A 17,247-nucleotide genomic window follows, 5' to 3' on the forward strand; every position below is an offset into this window, starting at 1 on the left:
TCGCTCCGGGATGCGGTCTTGGTTGCCGGCCGCCTTCCAACTCTATCCATAGCTTCCATGCCGACCCTGACATTTTTCCGATCATGTGGACAGACCTAGGATGGTGGCACAGCCCACGACCCCGAGGACGACGTTGCGTACTTTTGTTTCAGCACTGGGAGTGATCCTCGCCCTTCTGCTCACAGCCGTCGCTGTTCCTGCGGCGTGGGTGGACCAGAACATTGTCAAAGAAGAGGGATTCGTTCGGATCGCCGGCTCGCTGGGCAACGATCCCGAATTCCAGAACCGTTTGGCTACGGCCGCAGTGGGCACCTTTGAGTCCTCCGTGGATCTGCCCGGCCCCATCCAATCCCTGGCGGCCGACGCGCTCCGGAACGCGGCCACGGGCATGCAGTCGTGGAGTGACTATCCGCAAGCCTGGGAGGAAACCGTACGGAACAGCCACAGGCTGAACTTTGGGACGGTCGCCCGGGCGGAAGAATCGGCGGCGTCCACAGCACTCGTGTTGGACATAGGGCCCCTTGTGCGGCTGATCCGTGATCATTTTGCCGAGGCTACGCGGATCAGGCTCGATGTCCCCGCGGAGAGCCTTGTCTCTCTGGGGGAGCCTTCGCACCGGCAACTCTTGGAACGCGTGGCAGCCTTCGCGCCGCTGTGGTGGATAGCCGCTGCCGGGGCGCTGGTGTCTGCCCTTCTGGCATTGGCGGCTGCACGACGACGGTCGCTGGCTTTGGTCTTCCTTGGGCTGGGGGGATTGGCGCTGGCAGCCCTCTGGACGGCGGGAGCAGACCTCGCTGGTGGAATGGTCGGAAGCCTTGCCAGCGCCAACGGCGTGGCAGAACTGTTCAAGAACGAGTTCCTCACCACGGCCCGCAACGGTTTTGGCCAGTGGGTATGGATCGCAGTGTTGGTGTCCGGGGCCGTCCTGGTGGTGGGCGTCATAGCGGGAGTGGTCTCAGGGCGACGAGGGTCACGTTCGGCCCGAAGTTAAAGGCCGGGCCGGTAGCATGGAGACATGACCAGCACAGCAGTTTCCATTCCTATGCCCACGGTGCCGCGCAGACGGCGATCTCCGGAAGAGGTACAGGCAGCGGCACCCGTCACGGGTCCCAAGAAGGTTCTGCTGGCGGCGCCGCGCGGCTATTGCGCCGGAGTGGACAGGGCAGTCATTGCTGTAGAAAAAGCCCTTGAGCACTATGGGCCTCCGGTCTACGTCCGCAAACAGATCGTGCACAACGTCCATGTGGTCAGCTCCCTTGAAGAACAGGGTGCCATCTTTGTCGAGGAAACCGACGAGGTCCCGGAGGGCGCTTTGGTTATTTTCTCCGCCCACGGTGTATCTCCGGCCGTGGTCCAGTCCGCTGAAGACCGCGGCCTCCGTACCATCGACGCCACCTGCCCGCTGGTCACCAAAGTTCACAAGGAAGCCGTGCGCTTCGCCAAGGATGACTACGACATCCTCCTGATCGGCCACGAGGGCCATGAGGAAGTCGAAGGAACTGCCGGTGAGGCACCGGACCACATCCAGATCATTAACGGCCCGCACGAAGTAGACAAGGTCACCGTACGCGACCCCGAGAAGACCATCTGGCTCTCCCAAACGACGCTGAGCGTGGACGAAACCATGGAGACGGTCCGTCTCCTCAAGGACCGGTTCCCAACCCTCCAAGACCCGCCCAGCGACGATATTTGCTACGCCACCACCAACCGCCAGGTGGCTATCAAGAAGATTGCTCCCCAGGCTGACCTCGTCATCGTGGTGGGCTCAGCCAACTCGTCCAACTCCGTGCGCCTGGTTGAGGTTGCCTTGGAATATGGCGCTAAGAGCTCATACCGCGTGGACTTCGCCAACGAAGTGGACGAAGCCTGGTTCGAGGGCGTCGCAACGGTCGGTGTGACCTCGGGTGCCTCTGTCCCGGAAGTACTCGTCAAGGACGTCCTGCGGCTGCTGGCTGACTATGGCTACGGCGAAGTGCAGGAAATCGTGACGGCAGAGGAAGACCTCCTCTTCTCACTGCCCAAGGAGCTGCGGGCCACGTTGAAGAAAGCCGGCGACGAGACGCGCGCGCTCGGCGGCCGCGGAAACCGGACCACGTCCTAACCCGCTTCGCTCCACAACAGAAACTCAAAGAAACTGGCCCGCAGCACCGCCTTCCCCAGGGGAGGCAGTGCTGCGGGCCTGTTCGTTATGCGGCAGACTCCTCGGCCTCGTCAGCCAGCAGCTCAGGGGCTGCCAGGGCACGGGGGACTGCCTCAACGGACATCGGCGCGGCAAGGCCGGCATCGTCCATGGTGTTGAGCTTGCGTGCGGTCGGCAGGACCCGGGCTTCCAGAGTGCCCACCATCGCGTTGTAGCGGTCAACGGACGTCTTTAACGAGTTGCCCAGCTTGCCAACGTTCTCCCCGAGTGTGCCCATACGCTCGTAGAGCTGCTTGGCGAGCTCGAACAGTTCGTGGGCGCTGTCTGTGAGGACATCCTGGCGCCAAGTGAAGGCCACCGACTTCAGGACCGCCAGCAGGGTCCCGGGAGACGCCAACACCACATTGCGGGACAGGGCGTACTCCAACAGCGCGGGATCTGCCTCGAGGGCTGACGCCAGGATGGACTCAGCAGGGAGGAAGCAGATCACCAACTCAGGGGAGTTGCCGGGAATGTCCCAGTACTTCTTGCCCGCCAAAGCATCGATGTGGGACTTCAGCGCTTTGGCGTGCTGTGACAGCAAGGTCTTTGAATCATGGTTGCTGGCAGGTGCCACCGACTCCCCAAAAGCACCGTCTTCGTGCAGTTGTTCCTGCGCTGCGAGGTAAGAGGCGAGCGGGACCTTGGCATCCACTACCAATTGCTTGCCACCTGGCAATTGGACTACGAGGTCCGGCCGAAGCGTGGTCTCGGTCCGGCCTGAATGCACCTGTTCATGGAAGTCCACGTGCCTCAGCATTCCTGAAGCCTCCACGACCCTGCGGAGCTGTACTTCGCCCCATTGGCCGCGTGCACTGTTGGAGCGCAGGGCCGAGGCCAAGGCGTGTGTGGACCGCAAGAGCTGCTCGTCAGACAACCGGGCATCCTGCAACTGCTGGGCAAGTTGGCCGTATTGCTCTACCCGGTCACGTTCCAGCAGCGAGACTTGTTGCTGCACCGCTGTCAGCTTCTCAGCAACCGGGCCCAACGCCCGTAAAACACTGCCATCCGAGTTCCTGGACGCCGTCAACTCGCGGTTCTGCGTGAACAAAAGCCGCCGTTCGGCGTCGGCGGCTGCCAGCTGCGCGGTCACCTCCGAGAGGCGCGCCGACACGGCGTCGAAGTCTTCCTCCAAGCCAGCGCCCCGGCGTCGAAAGACAACATAGCCCGTTGCCAGACCTATGGCGGCGCCGATCAACAGCATGAGCAGGGCCAAAACCAATCCAAATCCATCCATGCAGCAACCTTGTCACAGGGGTACGACAGTTTTGGTGAGGCCACCGCGGTGGGCGCGCATCGTGGGCAGTAACAAGCAAGGACAAGGTTCCAACGGGTAGAATCAATGCTCGTGGCTCTTACTATTGGCATCGTCGGACTGCCCAACGTCGGCAAATCAACTCTTTTCAACGCACTGACCCGCAACCAGGTGCTCGCAGCGAACTATCCGTTCGCAACGATTGAACCCAACGTCGGAGTCGTGAATCTTCCGGATCCCCGCCTGGCAAAGCTGGCCGAAATCTTCGGTTCCCAGAAGATGCTTCCCGCTCCGGTGTCCTTCGTGGACATCGCCGGCATCGTGAAGGGTGCATCCGAGGGCGAAGGCCTGGGCAATAAGTTCCTGGCGAATATCCGCGAGGCCGAGGCCATTGCACAGGTCGTCCGTGTCTTTGACGATCCCGACGTCATCCACGTCGATGGCAAGGTTGATCCGGGCTCCGACATGGAGACCATCAACACAGAGCTGATCCTGGCAGATCTCCAGACCATCGAGAACGCGATTCCGCGCATCGAAAAAGAAGTCAAGATCAAGAAACGGGAAGCTGCCGAGCTCGCAGCCATCAAGGCGGCACAGGCTGTCCTGGAACGCGGCGACACCATCTTCTCCTCGATCAAGAGCGACAAGCTGGAGATGGGTCACCTCAAGGAGCTGGGCCTTCTTACCGCCAAGCCGTTTATCTACGTCTTCAATGCGGATGAAGGCATCCTTGGCGATCCGGCGAAGCAGGACGAACTCCGTGCCCTGGTTGCCCCTGCTGACGCAATCTTCCTTGACGCCAAGCTGGAATCCGACCTCGTGGAACTGGACGAGGAAGAGGCCCGCGAAATGTTGGAAATGAACGGTCAGTCCGAATCCGGCCTCGACCAGCTGGCGCGCGTCGGTTTCCACACCCTCGGCCTGCAGACCTACCTCACGGCAGGCCCCAAGGAAACCCGTGCGTGGACCATCCGTCAGGGTGACACCGCTCCCCAGGCAGCCGGCGTGATCCACTCCGACTTCCAGCGAGGCTTCATCAAGGCCGAGGTTGTCTCCTTCGATGACCTGATCGACGCCGGTTCCATGGCGGAGGCAAAGTCCCGCGGCAAGGTCCGGATCGAAGGTAAAGAGTACGTGATGGCCGACGGCGATGTGGTGGAGTTCCGCTTCAACGTGTGAGTCGCGCGTTACTTCTTCGGCAAGTGGAAGAAGTAGTTCACAGAATCACTGATGTCCAGCTTCAGAGGCATGCCCGACCGCGCCTCTGAAGCTGGACACTGACGTGTAACGCTTTTGGGGGAAGAGGAACCGTGGCCGAGGAACGTCCGAGTCAGCCCGAGGCGCCGAAGCAGCTGCAGGAGCCAGTGGCGCCGAAGCAGCCTATCAAGCTGCACAGCCTCGCCCCTGAATTCAAGAGTGGCAGCACAAGATCTACGTGCGGCACATTGAAGAGGCGGTCCTCGACAAGAGGAACCGTAACATCGCCCTCACCGGCCGCTACGGAGCCGGCAAGTCCAGCGTGCTGGACAACTTTCAGAAGAAGCACGACAAAGACACTATCCGCATCAGTATCAACACCCTCGGCCCGGATGAAGATGACGAGGACCTGACCAACCGGATCCAGAAGGGACTGGTCAAGCAACTTGTCTACCGGTTGGCACCAGGGACGATCCGTCGATCCCGGTTCGCCCGGCCCAAACCCGTGACCAAGTTCAGGGCGTTCCTGCACGCCCTCTTTGTCAGTGTTGTGAGTCTGGGGCTTCTGTGGGTGCTGGGGGTGCGTTCCGGGCCCGGCTGGCCGGACGCCGCAGCGGACTTGCCCGGGTACCTCGTACGGGCTGGAATGCTATTCGGCCTTGTTCTGGCGTCGCTGTGGGCGGCACGGTGGATCATCGGCGACCGGATCGTCTCGGAGGTCACGACTGCCGGCACGAAAATCGCCCTGGGCGAAGGCCCGACCACCTACTTTGACAGCTTTCTTGACGAGATCGTTGCCCTCTTTGACACCGTCAAGCCGAAGTTCGTGATCTTCGAAGATCTGGACCGCTTCGAGGATCCGCAGATCTTCGACTCGCTCCGGGAACTGAACACCCTCGTCAATGCTTCCGCGAACTGGCAGGCGGGGAACGAGCCTCTTCGGTTCATCTACGCGATCAAGGACAGCCTGTTCGAGCAGCTCGGAACGGATCCGGAATCCAAAGACGAAAAAGATGAAGAAGGGAAGCTCAAGGACGGCGAGGCCAAAACCAGTGACGGCCAGGGCAGCCTAACGGTTCAAGCTTCATAGCAGTGGCACAGAGAAGACTGCGGTCCCGCTCAGTCTGGGCGGCCCAGTGAGTTGCCACGTCGGTTCCATCCAGTTTGCAAGAAAGCGCATCATCGTAGCATGAACATTGACGGGGCGACTGCGGCACCAGGTTGGGCTGGGGGGCAGGGTTCGTACACCGGGCATCAGCGGGTCAGGGCGTCCACAACCAGATCGTGTAGGTCATGCCGGGATGTGTTCTTGTTTTATGAAGGCCGCGGGGGATGTGCCCTTCGACTGTGCGGGGATTGATCCCCAAGTTTTGGCTATCTCGTTGTTCGTGAGGTGGCCGGCGAGGCCGGCGACCAAGAGCTCTTGGCAGGCAGGACGGCGCTCGTGGATAGGGCGCGCCAGTATCGGCGGCAGTGCATGGTGGTCATCGTTTCCTACCGGAATTTGCCTTCCGGGTCGGGAACGCAGCGGGTATTTCCGCCGAGGTTTATTTCGTACTTTCCGGTGGTGAGCCCCATGACGAATTTGTCGGGCCCGAACACATCGGTGTGTCTGACGAAGTTCGGGCCGCCATCGGATTCTTGCTTCACAGTGAACCCCGTGGACACGAAGACAGTTTTTACCTTGTCGTGCAGAGCGTCCATTTCTTCCCGGCTCAGCGGACTTCGACTGGTATCGATTGAGAATTGGGTACCGTCAGACCCGTCCGGGAGCCGGCAGACATCCCCTTGATATTCGGAGGGTGGCGCGACATCCCAGTCGCCCGGGGCGAGGGCTTGAATCTTGTTGAAGAGGTTGAAGTACTCTGTGCGGGCTTGTTCTGGGTCCATGGTTTGCTCCGCGGTGCTGGTAGGTGGGTTGGTTCCAGGGGTTGTTCCGCACCCTGCAAGGGTGATTAGAAGGATGGCTGCGGCGGGAAGGATGCGCCTGTTAAGGGGGCGGTGCATGGTTGTCATCGTGTCGCATTCGTGAGTTGGTCATTCAAGCCGAGGGCGATTCTGGCTTGGTTATAGCTTGACTGGGTTCTCCTGTCGAAGTACCCGTAGATGCCGTCCTTGCCGCCTGTTTGTCCGTCGTGGGTTTTCGTTGGGAGTTCTGTGGCACCATCCGGTCCTGTGGTGCCGTCCGTGCCGAAGGTGACGGCGCCGAATCCGGAGTCGTCGGTGCTTTTACGCTGCCAGCCGACTCCATGCCCGACCTCGGCTACGTGGTCCCAGTCGTAGCTTCCCCGGTAAACAGTTCCACCGGGGTTCAGATGGAGATCGTTCACGGAGGTCACGTTATCAGGGGCACCAACGTCACCGACGAGAACGAGGTTATCGACAGGCAGCCCGGTTTTTGCCGCCTCCATGACCCCGAGGGAACCCATGGAGTGCCCGACTGCTGTTGTCATGGCTGCGTTGTCGAGGTTTTGGTGAACGGCGTTGACCCCTGTCGCGTAGTTGCGAAGGGCAGGACCCACGACTTTTGCTTGGTCGTTGCTGAACACACCCAGACCCTGGGCCGGCTCGACACCAATCCAGGCAACGACAGCAATCCGGTTCTTATCCAGCCCGTTGGAACCGGCGAGTTTGCGTTGATCAAGCCGCTGATCATTGGCCTGCTTGGTCTTTGATGCCATGTCCTTGCCGATGGTGGTGTCCAGCCCGGGGAGCTGGTAGCTGATGTGCTTGGCGGCGTCGAGGTCTCCCACGGAAATAGATGCACCGAACCCGGTCTCCGAACCTGTCCCGAGACTAAAGGGAGCGAAGCTGATCAGTTGCCGGATGTCGGATGGATCCTGAGGATTGGTTTTCGGCTTGCCCTGGCTGTCGTAGAGGGATTCCCAGACTTTGTTGACCATGCCTTCCTGGGAGCCTTCATCAACGTCTCCGCCATGCTCGTCGCGGTACTTCTTCCAGTAGTCGTGCATCTGCAGCAACTTTTTGCGGTTGGCGAGGTCCCGGGCGGTCGCGGTGACACCGTTCAGGTTTCCGATAACATCGGGAAGAGCATCGATCAGGAGCTGCTGTTCTTCACCGACGGTGACTTTCCCGGTGGCAGGCTCGACGGTGTGGCCGAGGCCAGACCACCACGTGGCTGTGGCTACGGGGTCCAGTCCTGGTAGGGTCAGGAGTTCCCGCAGCCTGGCGCTGCCACCATTACCCAGCCAAACCTTCAGTTGCGCTGCACTCATGGTTCCGATGTCGTTCAAACCGACTTGGTTTGGTGCTGCGTACTGGATGAAGAGCCCGTTGAGCATGCTGTCCGCGATAGAGCCGTTGCCTGCTGTTTCGAATGCGGTGGAGACCTGCTCTATCCAATCGGCGTCTGCTGCGTTGGCGGCGAGCAGCTGCTCAAAACCAGCAACAAACGATTCAGTCTCGATGGTCACCCAGGAACACGATGCTGTGAAACTGCTCCAGGCATTCCGGACTGCGACAAAGTGTGAGTTCAAGGTGTTCGTGGCAGTCCGGGATACTGATGCGAAGCCGCGCAGCTTGCCCGGGTCAGCCGAGGTGGTTCCAGTTCCTGGTCCGCCGGCGAACCGGGGCCGGTCCCGCGGAGAAAACACAGCTGAAACAGCCGGTGCAGGGACCGGTGTGCTCTCGGGCATGGGGTCCAGGACGATGGTGGCGACTGTTGCGGATGCTTCTGCGATGTTCCCGGGGAGCAGGTGCTGTTTGCGGATGTTGTCGCGTTGCTGCCAGGCGTCCATGTTCTTTTGCCGGGCTTTCTCTTGCTGTGCCCTGTGCTTGGCCTCGCCGACGTCCTCGGCCAGAGCCGCGAGGACACCTGCCAGCTTGCCGCGATCATCGGACCTGATGCCGCAGGCTTCCTTGAACAGACGCCCGTAGCCGCCGCTGAAGTCCTGCACTGCCTGGTGCTCGGCCTCGTTCAGTAAGCCTCCTTCGGCGCGCAGAACGTCGTCGGCAGAGTTCGCGGCACGGATCAACGCGTCGGCTGCGTCGTCATCAAAAGCAATTCCCATGCAAGGCCCCCAAGCAGAACAATAAATCCAACGACTAGCATAACCATTGTTTGCTCAATCGGAAGTTCGTTGTGTTCGACGACTTTAGGATGGGTGCCTGAGGATGCCAAGAAGCACCGGTTCCTGACGACGGAGCAGGTTGCCGAGGAACTGAATGTGTCAGTGAACCAGATCAGGGCGTTGCTCAAGTCAGGCGATCTACGGGGCATCCAGGTCGGAGGCCGGAACGTCTGGCGCATTGCTGCCACCGATGTGGAGAGCTACATCGCTGAGGCGTACAGGGTCACTGCAGAGCGCATCGCCGCCGGCGAACTACCGGAGTGAGAGTCTTGCTGATGCGAGGCATGAAAGCCTGGCCCGGACTCTGGACCGTGCACGTTCCCGAAGTCCACGGCTCTAGGCCAAGACTTCCACGCACTGTTCAAAGCCGCTTCAAGGGCTGTCTTTTCGTTGGGCACTCTTACTACGCCGTATGCAAGGACACCCAGCGCCAAGCCTTCAGCTATCCGCCTGGTCCGTTGACGCTTTGCCACGGATCCCACACCAGCGACATGCCCGTCAGCCTGCCCCGCCACTTCAGGCAGAGCCACAGTCGGCTCCAGCTGCGGGCGCACCGGCACCCTCCAACTGGCCGGTGGAGGGAACAGCGGTCTTGTCCACTCCACATCGCGTTTCGGAGACTCGATCGTCGAAGGCCCATTGTCGGGCCACGTTCTACTGCCACCCAACCTGCGTTGGATGGCCCTGAGAATCCTTATGGTTTCGTCGTCTTGATAACCGGTGACGGTAGACCAGTCCAGCCCAGCGCCAACAGTGTTGCTCGAGAAAACAGTCTCGGTGGCCAGCAGGGCACGGCGCCAATCAATTTTCGTCAAGGACCGACCGGCCTGGATGGACGCGGCGATTCGCTCGCCTTCGGCAAACAAATCACCAACGTCGCGAAAGCCCATAGCTAAGGCCATTGCTTCCGTAGGGGCCGCCGGCCCAGCCCATTCCGTGAGGCCTCGACGCAGGACCCCTCGCTCATCCTCATCGAGGTCGAACTGAACCCGGTCATGCGCATTCAGAGTTCATCCTTCCACGACGTCGACATCAAGAGCCACAGTAAACCCCTAACAAGCCTGAAGCGTCAGGCGGCGAACCATATATCCGGCGATCGCGAAGGGGACGCCCGGTAAAGGATCGGCTTACAGACGCTTTCGAGGGAGACGGCCGTATGATCCAGTTATGACGGTTCCGGACCTTTCTGCAAGCCAGCGCATCCTTTTGTGGCAGGCAGTCGAGGATTATGGAGGATTGTGGGAATCGCCTTGGGAACTCCGGGCACTTTACCCTTCTGCCGGTGAGGAATCTTTGGTCCTGGAGGCAACGAAGGTCGTCTCTGAACTCCTCACCATGGGACTTGTTCAGCTCTACTACTGCCAGGAGCCTTACGGCGAGATGAGGCTGATTCCTGATGCCAAGGCCTTCGAGTTGCTTAGCACCGGCGATGTCTGGAGAGTGCCTGCGGCAGGGGCCATTTCGGTGCGGTTTTCGGCAACAGACGAGGCCGCCGCTGTTTTCTTCAATAGAGACAGCTCTTGAACCGCAGGTCGATTCGACGAGCTCGCGCCCGCTAAGGGATACCTCAGCGGGCGCCATAGCAATGATCCGCCGCACGCGGGACCGAGCGAGCACACGCTGCCGCCAACGGTTCGGTCAAGTCCGCGGCCCGGCAATCTGGTCGCGCTGTCAGTCTCGCCGCAGGACATACCGAATGCTCACTTCCGAAATTTCACTCAGCTTGATCATGATGCGGAAGTCTTTCTCATCCCCAACAACGACCAGGTTCACTCCTGTGAGGGTATTCGTTGGTGAGGCGGGATTGATCAGGCTCAATTGGATCCCGGGGTGACCCTGGGCGCCGCTGTACTTGTCAAGCTGCGGGACTATCTCCCATCTTCCGGTAGTGGAGCGCCCTTCGCCAAAGATCACGGAGTCAGAGAAGCCATCAGCAGGAAAATCCTGGATGGACGCTGTGCCGTCGGGCCGTAGATCCACGATGGCCGAAGATGAGTCGGTCTTCCTCAGGTCGTCGCTTTCAGACGGGGAGAACTTCCATGTCCCTACCATTTGGTCATGATGCGGAACGGGAGCAATCGGCGCTGAGCACGATGCCGTGGAGGCGGCAACGGCAAACGAAAGCGCCAACGCCGATATTCGCAGAATGTTCCGTCGCTTCATCGCCGGGAGTTCCGTTCTGTTGTTGTAGCTCGCTTACGCAGTGCACCATGTAGGTCCGGTAGGACCTGGGTGATAATGGCTGCCATTATTCTGCCAGACGGCATGCAACGGCCCGCCCGGTAAGGGATCCTCTGCCGGCCCTTCCTGTGCGTTACTTCCTTGGGCACAGCTGGAGGCCGCAGAAACCGAGATTGAGTGCTTTCCGTTCTGCCGGCTGCTCAAACGAGGACGGCCCATACGAGAAACTCGCCGTGCGAGGTCTCCTCCGTGAAGGCTGAGGAAAAGGGTACTTCTCGCAGCCTATCGAAGCTGATGAATCCGGGGCTTTGGTCTGCGAGTATCCGGTCTATGACCAGGGCTGAATCAGTGGTCGTGCGGATTCGGCCTCCGAAGGGCAACTGGCTTTGCGAGGTCAATGAACAACGCAGCTTTCCGGCCTGCTCGTCATACCAAGCATAGAAAGTTCCCCGATGTGGAGCTGCCTTGAATCGGTCCCGAAGTCCATTGACGACTTCATCGAGAGCGCCGGCAAGATCTGCGGCCGAAGAGCGCGGCGACGAAGCTGCAGAGTATGCCCAGGTGTTGGCTCTTATTTCTTTCTCTGGATGGGCCGGCAACAGCACTATGTCTGGATCGTCCAGATAGGACATGATCTGAGCGGTAAGTGTTTCAATCACGGCCGGAGTACATAGGGCACGTGACTTGCAAAGCAGCCAAACCCCTTTGAGAACTGAAATGCTTATGGGCGCCCGTAACCCGATCCTCTATAGGGCATTTGAAGCGTCCGCAGAGCCACCGGCTTACGGGTAGCGTTGTGCATGGTTTTGCTGCGTGAGTGTGACAACATGTGTCCGTGTCCTTCGATGTTTACTTCCAGCGCTTCAAAGACGGCGATGCGGCCCCGGGCGGTGGGGCGAAAATGTACCAGAGCCTTCAGCCATTCATTGTGCGTGAGAACCCGGAACGAAATTTTGCACTCGTAGAATACGGAGCCGGTTCGATCGACACCTACCTTGATGATGACAGTATGCTGGCCAATCACATCGTTGGCGACAGGCCCTGGGACCTGCTCGTTGAAGGAGCGCGGGCCGCCGGCTGGGTCATCCTTCCACCGGGATGCCCACCCTGCATCACTAACGAGTCGCAGCGGGGTCACTTGCCCAAAGGCCTCGACCAGGGCGCGGTGATGGTGTCTTCAGGGAAAGTCTTGCTACAGGTGATGCGCTCTCTCTGACAAGGTGAAGTTTCAGAATCTGCTTGCAGTTGGAGAGATCAGCTAGTTCCTTACGGGGTTTCTGAGCTTGGGCCCGTTCTCCAACCCTCTGACTCCGGGATGTCGCGCTGGAGAATTCCTCATCGGGACTTAGACGATGCGCCTCAAGGGCGAAATGAATATGTATGACGTCCCGGTCTCCGAGAGTTGGGCGGGACCCTTCGGATGGGGTGAATACCACCGATGCACACCCCGATCAATCCGCATTGCCCGGTCGCCACATGTATTAGCATCAGGGTAAATGTCGCATATGGCTTCGGCGGAGCTGCCGAGTCCCGCGCCTTTGGGTCATCCTTCCAAACAGCCACGTTAGGGCTTATGGAATCCGACAGCATTGAACTTGTCCCTGCTGACCCAGAGCGATGGGCAACAAGATTTGACGCCGTCCGCGCAAGACTGGTTTCCCTGTTACCGGACGCGGAGGTCGAGCACATAGGTTCGACCTCCATTCCAGAACTTCCTGCCAAGGACGTGGTTGACGTATTGGTCGGCGTGAACCTGCACCAATGGACGACCGCCATGGACTCGCTCAGGTCGGATGGATTTGACTGCGAGGGCCACAGAGAAGGACACGCTTGGTTGAGCCTGCCCGACAGGAGTAACAGAGAGATCGTCGTCCACCTTGTCCAATTCCACGGAGATCAATGGCACCAACGCATGCAGTTCCGCGACATCTTGCGGAAGGACATCAGAGCAAGAGAACGCTATCTGAACGCCAAGCGCGAAGCCGCCGTCAACACCAAGGACTGGAGTGCTTACATCAGGCAAAAAGCGGACGTGGTGGCTGCGATCCTCAAAAGCGCAGGAGAACCCGACTAGCACTAACCAGCGTCCGGTATGGGATCCTTCATCGGCTCCTTGGTGTTGAAACGAATCCCCCTTGTGAGAGAGGCAAAGATCAATGAAGATTGGCAACTTCGTTCCTGCGCGGGCTGAGTTGCGGGAATCCCAGGTTGGCCGCCGGCAGGTACTGATAGGCCTCGGGGGCGCAGTTCTCGTCGCCACGGTGAGTGCGTGCGCATTGTTGGAGCTCCCCGACGAGGTAGAGCCTTCTGACATTGTTGGCGAGTGGACATCGAAGCCGAGGAAAGGCCACACGACACTTTTGAAGCTCTGCGCTGACGGTATCTTCGAGTGGTCTGGAGTGCCCGAGGGAACCTTCGGGGAATGGACCTATTCAGAGAAGCTCGACTGGGAAAGGTTAGAAACCCATTCCGGCCAATGGTCGATTGAAAAGGACCTCGTCAGCAAAAAGGCCACGAACATCAGGCTCAGGCCCGAGATATCACAGGACTTGGCAATCTTTCCCTTGTCTGTCTGGAAACGTGGCTCAGATCAGTTCCTCACCTATACGCTAGGCGATCCGGACGGGGGCGACAGGTTCGAATTCCATAACCGCTAAGCCCCGGTTCGTGTTTGTTCGGGTTCGGGAAGAACTCAACCGGCGCGGATGTAGCAAGCACCAGAGCGTTCGATAGACGATCCTTCACCGAACGTCTCATTGCGGTTGATGGTTCTGACCCCGCCGATGCGTTTGTTGTTGGTTACGGCGTTTCTCGGTCTGTCGCGTTTGTCGCCTCTAGCCAGGCGGAATATTCACGAAGCAGAACCTCCTGCCCGACACGTTCCCCTCGGGTGTGGCATCGAGCCATGCTATATCGCCTGTCCCAAGGCTGGCCAGGTCGGGAAAGGAAGCCCATTCAGCGGCAATGCGGGCGACGGCCTCGCTTGGGGAGCACTCCCATGGACGGTGCTTCGACCCTCCAATATCACCGGGCACGAGCAGGCCGGTGGCTATCATGCGAATGATCAGGCCAAGCGCGAGGTCCCGAACATCGTCCCGGTCTCTCAGGCCTCGACGGATGCAGACTGAGACCACTTCGAAGGGGGTGACCCAATCTTCAACGGCTCGAGCAAGAATGTCCTCGGTGAGAGTACGCATGTCATGCCATTCTTCAAGATTCACTGTGCACCTTCATCGGGTCTTTGGGGATATTCAATGTCTATTGTGGACTTCCGTCTCCTTGACGCATCGCTGCCCGGTGAAGGATCGGTTAACGAGCCCTCGACTAGGTTGCTGTTGACGGCATGGGGCCGTGTCATTTACCGAAGTAGGGGCCGCTGACCGGCATACCGGGGCGGAAGATTCAGTTTGGCGCGGCGCAGCTGCGCCGTGAGCTTGATCTACGGGTAGAACTGTTCGTACTGCGCTTTCATCTTTGGTCCCAGGAGAAGAACAACGTCAGCTCCTGGCTCCGACAGCAAAGGGAGATGCTCGATGAAGGAAACCGCAAACAGGCGATCACACACTGCGTCGTCGAACTCCACGCCATAGGGGCGCGTCGCCCATCTGTCGTCGCCAATCGCGATTGTTGCCCGAATAGCCATTGCGGTGCTCTCCCAGAGGACCAGGTCGCGATGACCCCGGCTATTGCCAGATCTCAAGCGAGCCGGGATCTCGATTTGCGCGACGCCATAGTAGTGATATCTGTCGCGGCTAGCATGCATACGCCTGTCAGACACTGGCAGGACAGGGTTCGCTAGTCGTCAACCCTGCTATGCCGTCTTTGAGCAGGCGAAGGCGGCTGGCTATGACATCGTGGATGTCGATGAGCGATTCTACTGAGGGCGTCCTCCGATACTGAGATGCGATGCCCACGCCGCTCTCCGCCCCGCTGTCTCTGACGAACGTCTCCCAGACACAGCCTTCGCAGACGCCAGGGATTCCGAAGAAGACTCCGGGTGAGCATGATGAAGTGGCGCGGCGGACAGACGACCGGTAGGCCGGAGACCGACAGCGAGAAGCCGACTAGAAATGGGCAGGCTCTGCACAGGTTACCCGGTTACGTAACGTGGTGGAGTTTAGATTCAACGTATAGTTTCTGACCGGTTGATCTTCAGGTTCAGGGCAAGAAGTGCGCAATGACAGGTGAACGGGTCCGGGCCTGCAGCGCATGACCTAGGATCTACCCATGATGACTCTTCAGGGTGCGGTTGTGCTGGTGGTCGGCGCCACTGGCGGACTTGGTTCGCGCATAGCCGCTCAGTTGGAGGGCGCCGGTGCTGTGGTCGCCCGGTCGTCAAAGTCTGCTGGGTACGATCTGCGCGAACCTTCCGTGATCCGGGAAGTCCTGAAAGACACGAATGCGCAGCATGGACGCCTCGACGGGCTTGTCGTGGCGTCCGGGGTCGTCGCTTTCGGCGCCGCATCTGACCTTGAACCCGCCACGGTTGATGAACTCTTCGCTGTGAACACCCTCAGTCCAATCCAGCTCATTACCCAGAGCCAGCCCTATCTCACGGCCTCGGCACGTGAGGGACGGGAGCCATTCGTGGTCACGTTGAGCGGCGTTGTTGCCGAGGCACCCGTGGCCGGTCTGGCGGCCTACTCGGCGTCGAAGGCCGGGCTTGCGTCCTTCGTTGTCGCAGCGGCGCGCGAGTATCGCCGGACGGGCATCCGAATCCTGGATGCCCGTCCAGGCCACACTGGTACCGCACTCTCCGAGCATCCGATCGCCGGGTCAGCGCCGCGATTCGGAGTGGGGCTTGATCCGGACGTGGTTGCAGCGCGGATCGTCACCGCGATCGTCGATGGCGAGAAGGATCTACCCAGCACCGCTTTTTAGACTCGGCCAAGGTCCTGTAACTGAGACATTCCGACCAACCTCTGGAATCCTGGCATTCATTGTCCCGACGTAAATAAGGGGTCTGGCGCTTCGGCGCCAGACCCCTTATTTCTAGAGCCTTTCAGCAGTGCGGCAGAAAGGTCGTAACGCTGGGCCCGGTGTAGACATAGCGGTCAGAAACGTAACTGGGACCGGAGTTGGAATAGAGCTTGAGCCAGATGTTGTCACCGTCGACCCAGGTGCCGGTTGTCCAACAATCAAATTCGTAGACCTTGCCACTGCTGAGCATCCACCCGGCGTAGGCGTAGCCGGTGCCGGGTCCCTTCCTGACGTTCAGGTTGTAGTTGGTGTATACCTGCGCACATTTTGAGCGTCCGTCGCTGTAATAGAGCTGGCCGCCCCATCCGTTATGAGGGAACTGGCTGCAGTACTTGATATTGCTCGACAGCTTGGTTCCGGCGGCATTGGCAGGTGCTGCCACCATGGTCAATGACAGCACGGCGCCGATGGCGGCGGCTGCCGTGAGCTTCTTGAGCGGTCGTTTGGAGATTCCTCTTCTGGTTGCCGCGTTACGTCGCGACGGCATCGCTGCTGCGTTTTCGCCAGAAACTGTGGAATCTCCTGAGTGGTCTGAAAAGCGTCCGAACATTTTCATCAATGGACCTTTCAAGCGGGAAAGCCCGGTGTCGAATGACCCCAAGCGATGGCAGCGGCAACATGACGGCTGCTGATTAGTACGTGAGTTGAATCACGGAAACGTGACGCGAAATTGCTGGCAATCTTCTCCGCTGCTGCCTGGGTGGTGGACAGAGGCGCAATAGAACGATTCGACAGTCATGTGACTTGACACCAGAAATCGACCACTTGAGACTCAGAGCGGCTCCGCAGTGTGACCGCCACCACGTTAGGGGGCGAGTGTGAGGCTAATAATTCACGAAAAAATGGGGAAGGAATTATTACATGCGTAAATCACGGTTGGCTATCTCCGGAGTTGCAGCAGCGGGTGCCATGGCAATCGCAATGCTTGCTACCGCGCCTATGGCTTCAGCCAGCGCAGGGGCGTCAGTAACCGGCTCATATGCCTACTACAACTCGTCCAGCAATGTCCTGACAAGCAAGGACACAAAGTCGGACGGCGTATCATCAGTCGCCCAGCTCAGGTATGTGTCGAACGGGACCACCTATATTGCGACGCTGACAAACAGCGCTGGGTACGGTTCTGTTGGCCAAACTCAAGGCAGTGGGCTTAGTGGCACGGTTTATGTGCGGGCATGCCTCAACAACCGCAGCGCCGGCACCGGCATCTATGGTTGTTCGGCCTGGGTAGCCACAGCCGCTTAGTAGTAGGCAGTCGGCACGGGGTCGGATGCCCAGCGGCACCAAGGCACCCGAACCCGTGCTGATCTTTGATGACGGCAACAACGCCCTGCCAAGAGAAGCCTTGTCCGCTTTTCGGGGGCTGA

General features: G+C 59.5%; 18 protein-coding genes and 1 pseudogene. 11 read left to right on the forward strand and 8 right to left on the reverse strand.

Annotation, left to right across the window (positions count from 1 at the left end):
* Nucleotides 1–133 precede the first annotated feature (133 nt).
* Both WBN73_RS02750 and WBN73_RS02755 read left to right on the forward strand, forming a co-directional pair.
* Complete coding sequence (locus WBN73_RS02750; RefSeq protein WP_337339397.1) at nt 134–991, forward strand: hypothetical protein; 858 nt, start codon at nt 134–136, stop codon at nt 989–991.
* Nucleotides 992–1,015: 24 nt separating this feature from the next.
* Nucleotides 1,016–2,101: a 4-hydroxy-3-methylbut-2-enyl diphosphate reductase gene (locus WBN73_RS02755; protein WP_337339398.1), complete on the forward strand. Its 1,086-nt coding sequence runs from the start codon at nt 1,016–1,018 to the stop codon at nt 2,099–2,101.
* Between the two features lie 85 nt (nt 2,102–2,186).
* Here the strand turns inward: WBN73_RS02755 and WBN73_RS02760 are convergent, their stop codons facing one another.
* A complete protein-coding gene (locus WBN73_RS02760) occupies nt 2,187–3,416 on the reverse strand; it encodes a DNA recombination protein RmuC (protein WP_337339399.1) in 1,230 nt (409 codons plus the stop codon).
* Between the two features lie 111 nt (nt 3,417–3,527).
* Here WBN73_RS02760 and ychF point away from each other — a divergent pair, with 111 nt between their 5' ends.
* Both ychF and WBN73_RS02770 read left to right on the forward strand, forming a co-directional pair.
* Entirely contained in the window at nt 3,528–4,613 is a 1,086-nt protein-coding gene (ychF, locus tag WBN73_RS02765) for a redox-regulated ATPase YchF (protein WP_207594149.1), read from the forward strand.
* A 131-nt stretch (nt 4,614–4,744) separates the two neighbouring features.
* Nucleotides 4,745–5,688, forward strand: a pseudogene (locus WBN73_RS02770) (YobI family P-loop NTPase); the annotation flags it as partial.
* A 437-nt stretch (nt 5,689–6,125) separates the two neighbouring features.
* On the opposite strand, the gene WBN73_RS02775 reads toward WBN73_RS02770, so the two are convergent.
* Together WBN73_RS02775 and WBN73_RS02780 are read right to left on the reverse strand one after the other, a co-directional pair.
* On the reverse strand, nt 6,126–6,521 hold the full coding sequence (locus WBN73_RS02775; RefSeq protein ID WP_157731655.1) for a hypothetical protein: 396 nt from the start codon (nt 6,519–6,521) through the stop codon (nt 6,126–6,128).
* Between the two features lie 122 nt (nt 6,522–6,643).
* Entirely contained in the window at nt 6,644–8,662 is a 2,019-nt protein-coding gene (locus WBN73_RS02780) for an alpha/beta hydrolase (protein ID WP_337339401.1), read from the reverse strand.
* Between the two features lie 93 nt (nt 8,663–8,755).
* On the opposite strand from WBN73_RS02780, the gene WBN73_RS02785 reads away from it, so the two are divergent.
* Complete coding sequence (locus WBN73_RS02785) at nt 8,756–8,986, forward strand: helix-turn-helix domain-containing protein (protein WP_337339402.1); 231 nt, start codon at nt 8,756–8,758, stop codon at nt 8,984–8,986.
* Between the two features lie 903 nt (nt 8,987–9,889).
* Nucleotides 9,890–10,246 carry a hypothetical protein gene (locus tag WBN73_RS02790; protein ID WP_337339403.1) on the forward strand — a complete coding sequence of 119 codons (357 nt, stop codon included), beginning with the start codon at nt 9,890–9,892 and terminating at the stop codon, nt 10,244–10,246.
* 147 nt (nt 10,247–10,393) lie between these two features.
* On the opposite strand, the gene WBN73_RS02795 is transcribed toward WBN73_RS02790, so the two are convergent.
* Both WBN73_RS02795 and WBN73_RS02800 read right to left on the reverse strand, forming a co-directional pair.
* Nucleotides 10,394–10,774 (reverse strand): hypothetical protein, encoded by a 381-nt coding sequence (locus tag WBN73_RS02795; protein WP_337339404.1) that lies wholly within the window; start codon nt 10,772–10,774, stop codon nt 10,394–10,396.
* Between the two features lie 329 nt (nt 10,775–11,103).
* Nucleotides 11,104–11,562, reverse strand: a complete 459-nt coding sequence (locus tag WBN73_RS02800; protein ID WP_337339405.1) for a hypothetical protein — start codon at nt 11,560–11,562, stop codon at nt 11,104–11,106.
* Between the two features lie 176 nt (nt 11,563–11,738).
* On the opposite strand from WBN73_RS02800, the gene WBN73_RS02805 reads away from it, so the two are divergent.
* The 3 genes from WBN73_RS02805 (at nt 11,739) to WBN73_RS02815 (ending at nt 13,560) form a co-directional block, all read left to right on the forward strand.
* Nucleotides 11,739–12,119: a hypothetical protein gene (locus tag WBN73_RS02805; protein WP_337339406.1), complete on the forward strand. Its 381-nt coding sequence runs from the start codon at nt 11,739–11,741 to the stop codon at nt 12,117–12,119.
* A gap of 357 nt (nt 12,120–12,476) precedes the next feature.
* The gene (locus WBN73_RS02810) at nt 12,477–12,977 is read left to right on the forward strand and encodes a GrpB family protein (protein WP_337339407.1); all 501 of its coding nucleotides are present in this window, start codon (nt 12,477–12,479) and stop codon (nt 12,975–12,977) included.
* Nucleotides 12,978–13,059: 82 nt separating this feature from the next.
* On the forward strand, nt 13,060–13,560 hold the full coding sequence (locus WBN73_RS02815; RefSeq protein ID WP_337339408.1) for a hypothetical protein: 501 nt from the start codon (nt 13,060–13,062) through the stop codon (nt 13,558–13,560).
* Between the two features lie 177 nt (nt 13,561–13,737).
* Here WBN73_RS02815 and WBN73_RS02820 read toward each other — a convergent pair whose 3' ends face one another.
* Nucleotides 13,738–14,124, reverse strand: a complete 387-nt coding sequence (locus WBN73_RS02820) for a hypothetical protein (RefSeq protein ID WP_337339409.1) — start codon at nt 14,122–14,124, stop codon at nt 13,738–13,740.
* Between the two features lie 218 nt (nt 14,125–14,342).
* On the reverse strand, nt 14,343–14,546 hold the full coding sequence (locus tag WBN73_RS02825) for a hypothetical protein (RefSeq protein WP_207594124.1): 204 nt from the start codon (nt 14,544–14,546) through the stop codon (nt 14,343–14,345).
* Between the two features lie 584 nt (nt 14,547–15,130).
* Between WBN73_RS02825 and WBN73_RS02830 the strand changes: the two genes are divergently transcribed.
* A complete protein-coding gene (locus WBN73_RS02830; RefSeq protein WP_337339410.1) occupies nt 15,131–15,784 on the forward strand; it encodes an SDR family NAD(P)-dependent oxidoreductase in 654 nt (217 codons plus the stop codon).
* 121 nt (nt 15,785–15,905) lie between these two features.
* Here WBN73_RS02830 and WBN73_RS02835 read toward each other — a convergent pair whose 3' ends face one another.
* Nucleotides 15,906–16,439: a hypothetical protein gene (locus tag WBN73_RS02835; RefSeq protein ID WP_207594122.1), complete on the reverse strand. Its 534-nt coding sequence runs from the start codon at nt 16,437–16,439 to the stop codon at nt 15,906–15,908.
* Nucleotides 16,440–16,744: 305 nt separating this feature from the next.
* On the opposite strand from WBN73_RS02835, the gene WBN73_RS02840 reads away from it, so the two are divergent.
* Nucleotides 16,745–17,125 (forward strand): hypothetical protein, encoded by a 381-nt coding sequence (locus tag WBN73_RS02840; protein ID WP_207594121.1) that lies wholly within the window; start codon nt 16,745–16,747, stop codon nt 17,123–17,125.
* Nucleotides 17,126–17,247: the final 122 nt, after the last annotated feature.

It is taken from the genome of Paenarthrobacter sp. CCNWLY172 (assembly GCF_037402035.1).
Lineage (GTDB): Bacteria > Actinomycetota > Actinomycetes > Actinomycetales > Micrococcaceae > Arthrobacter.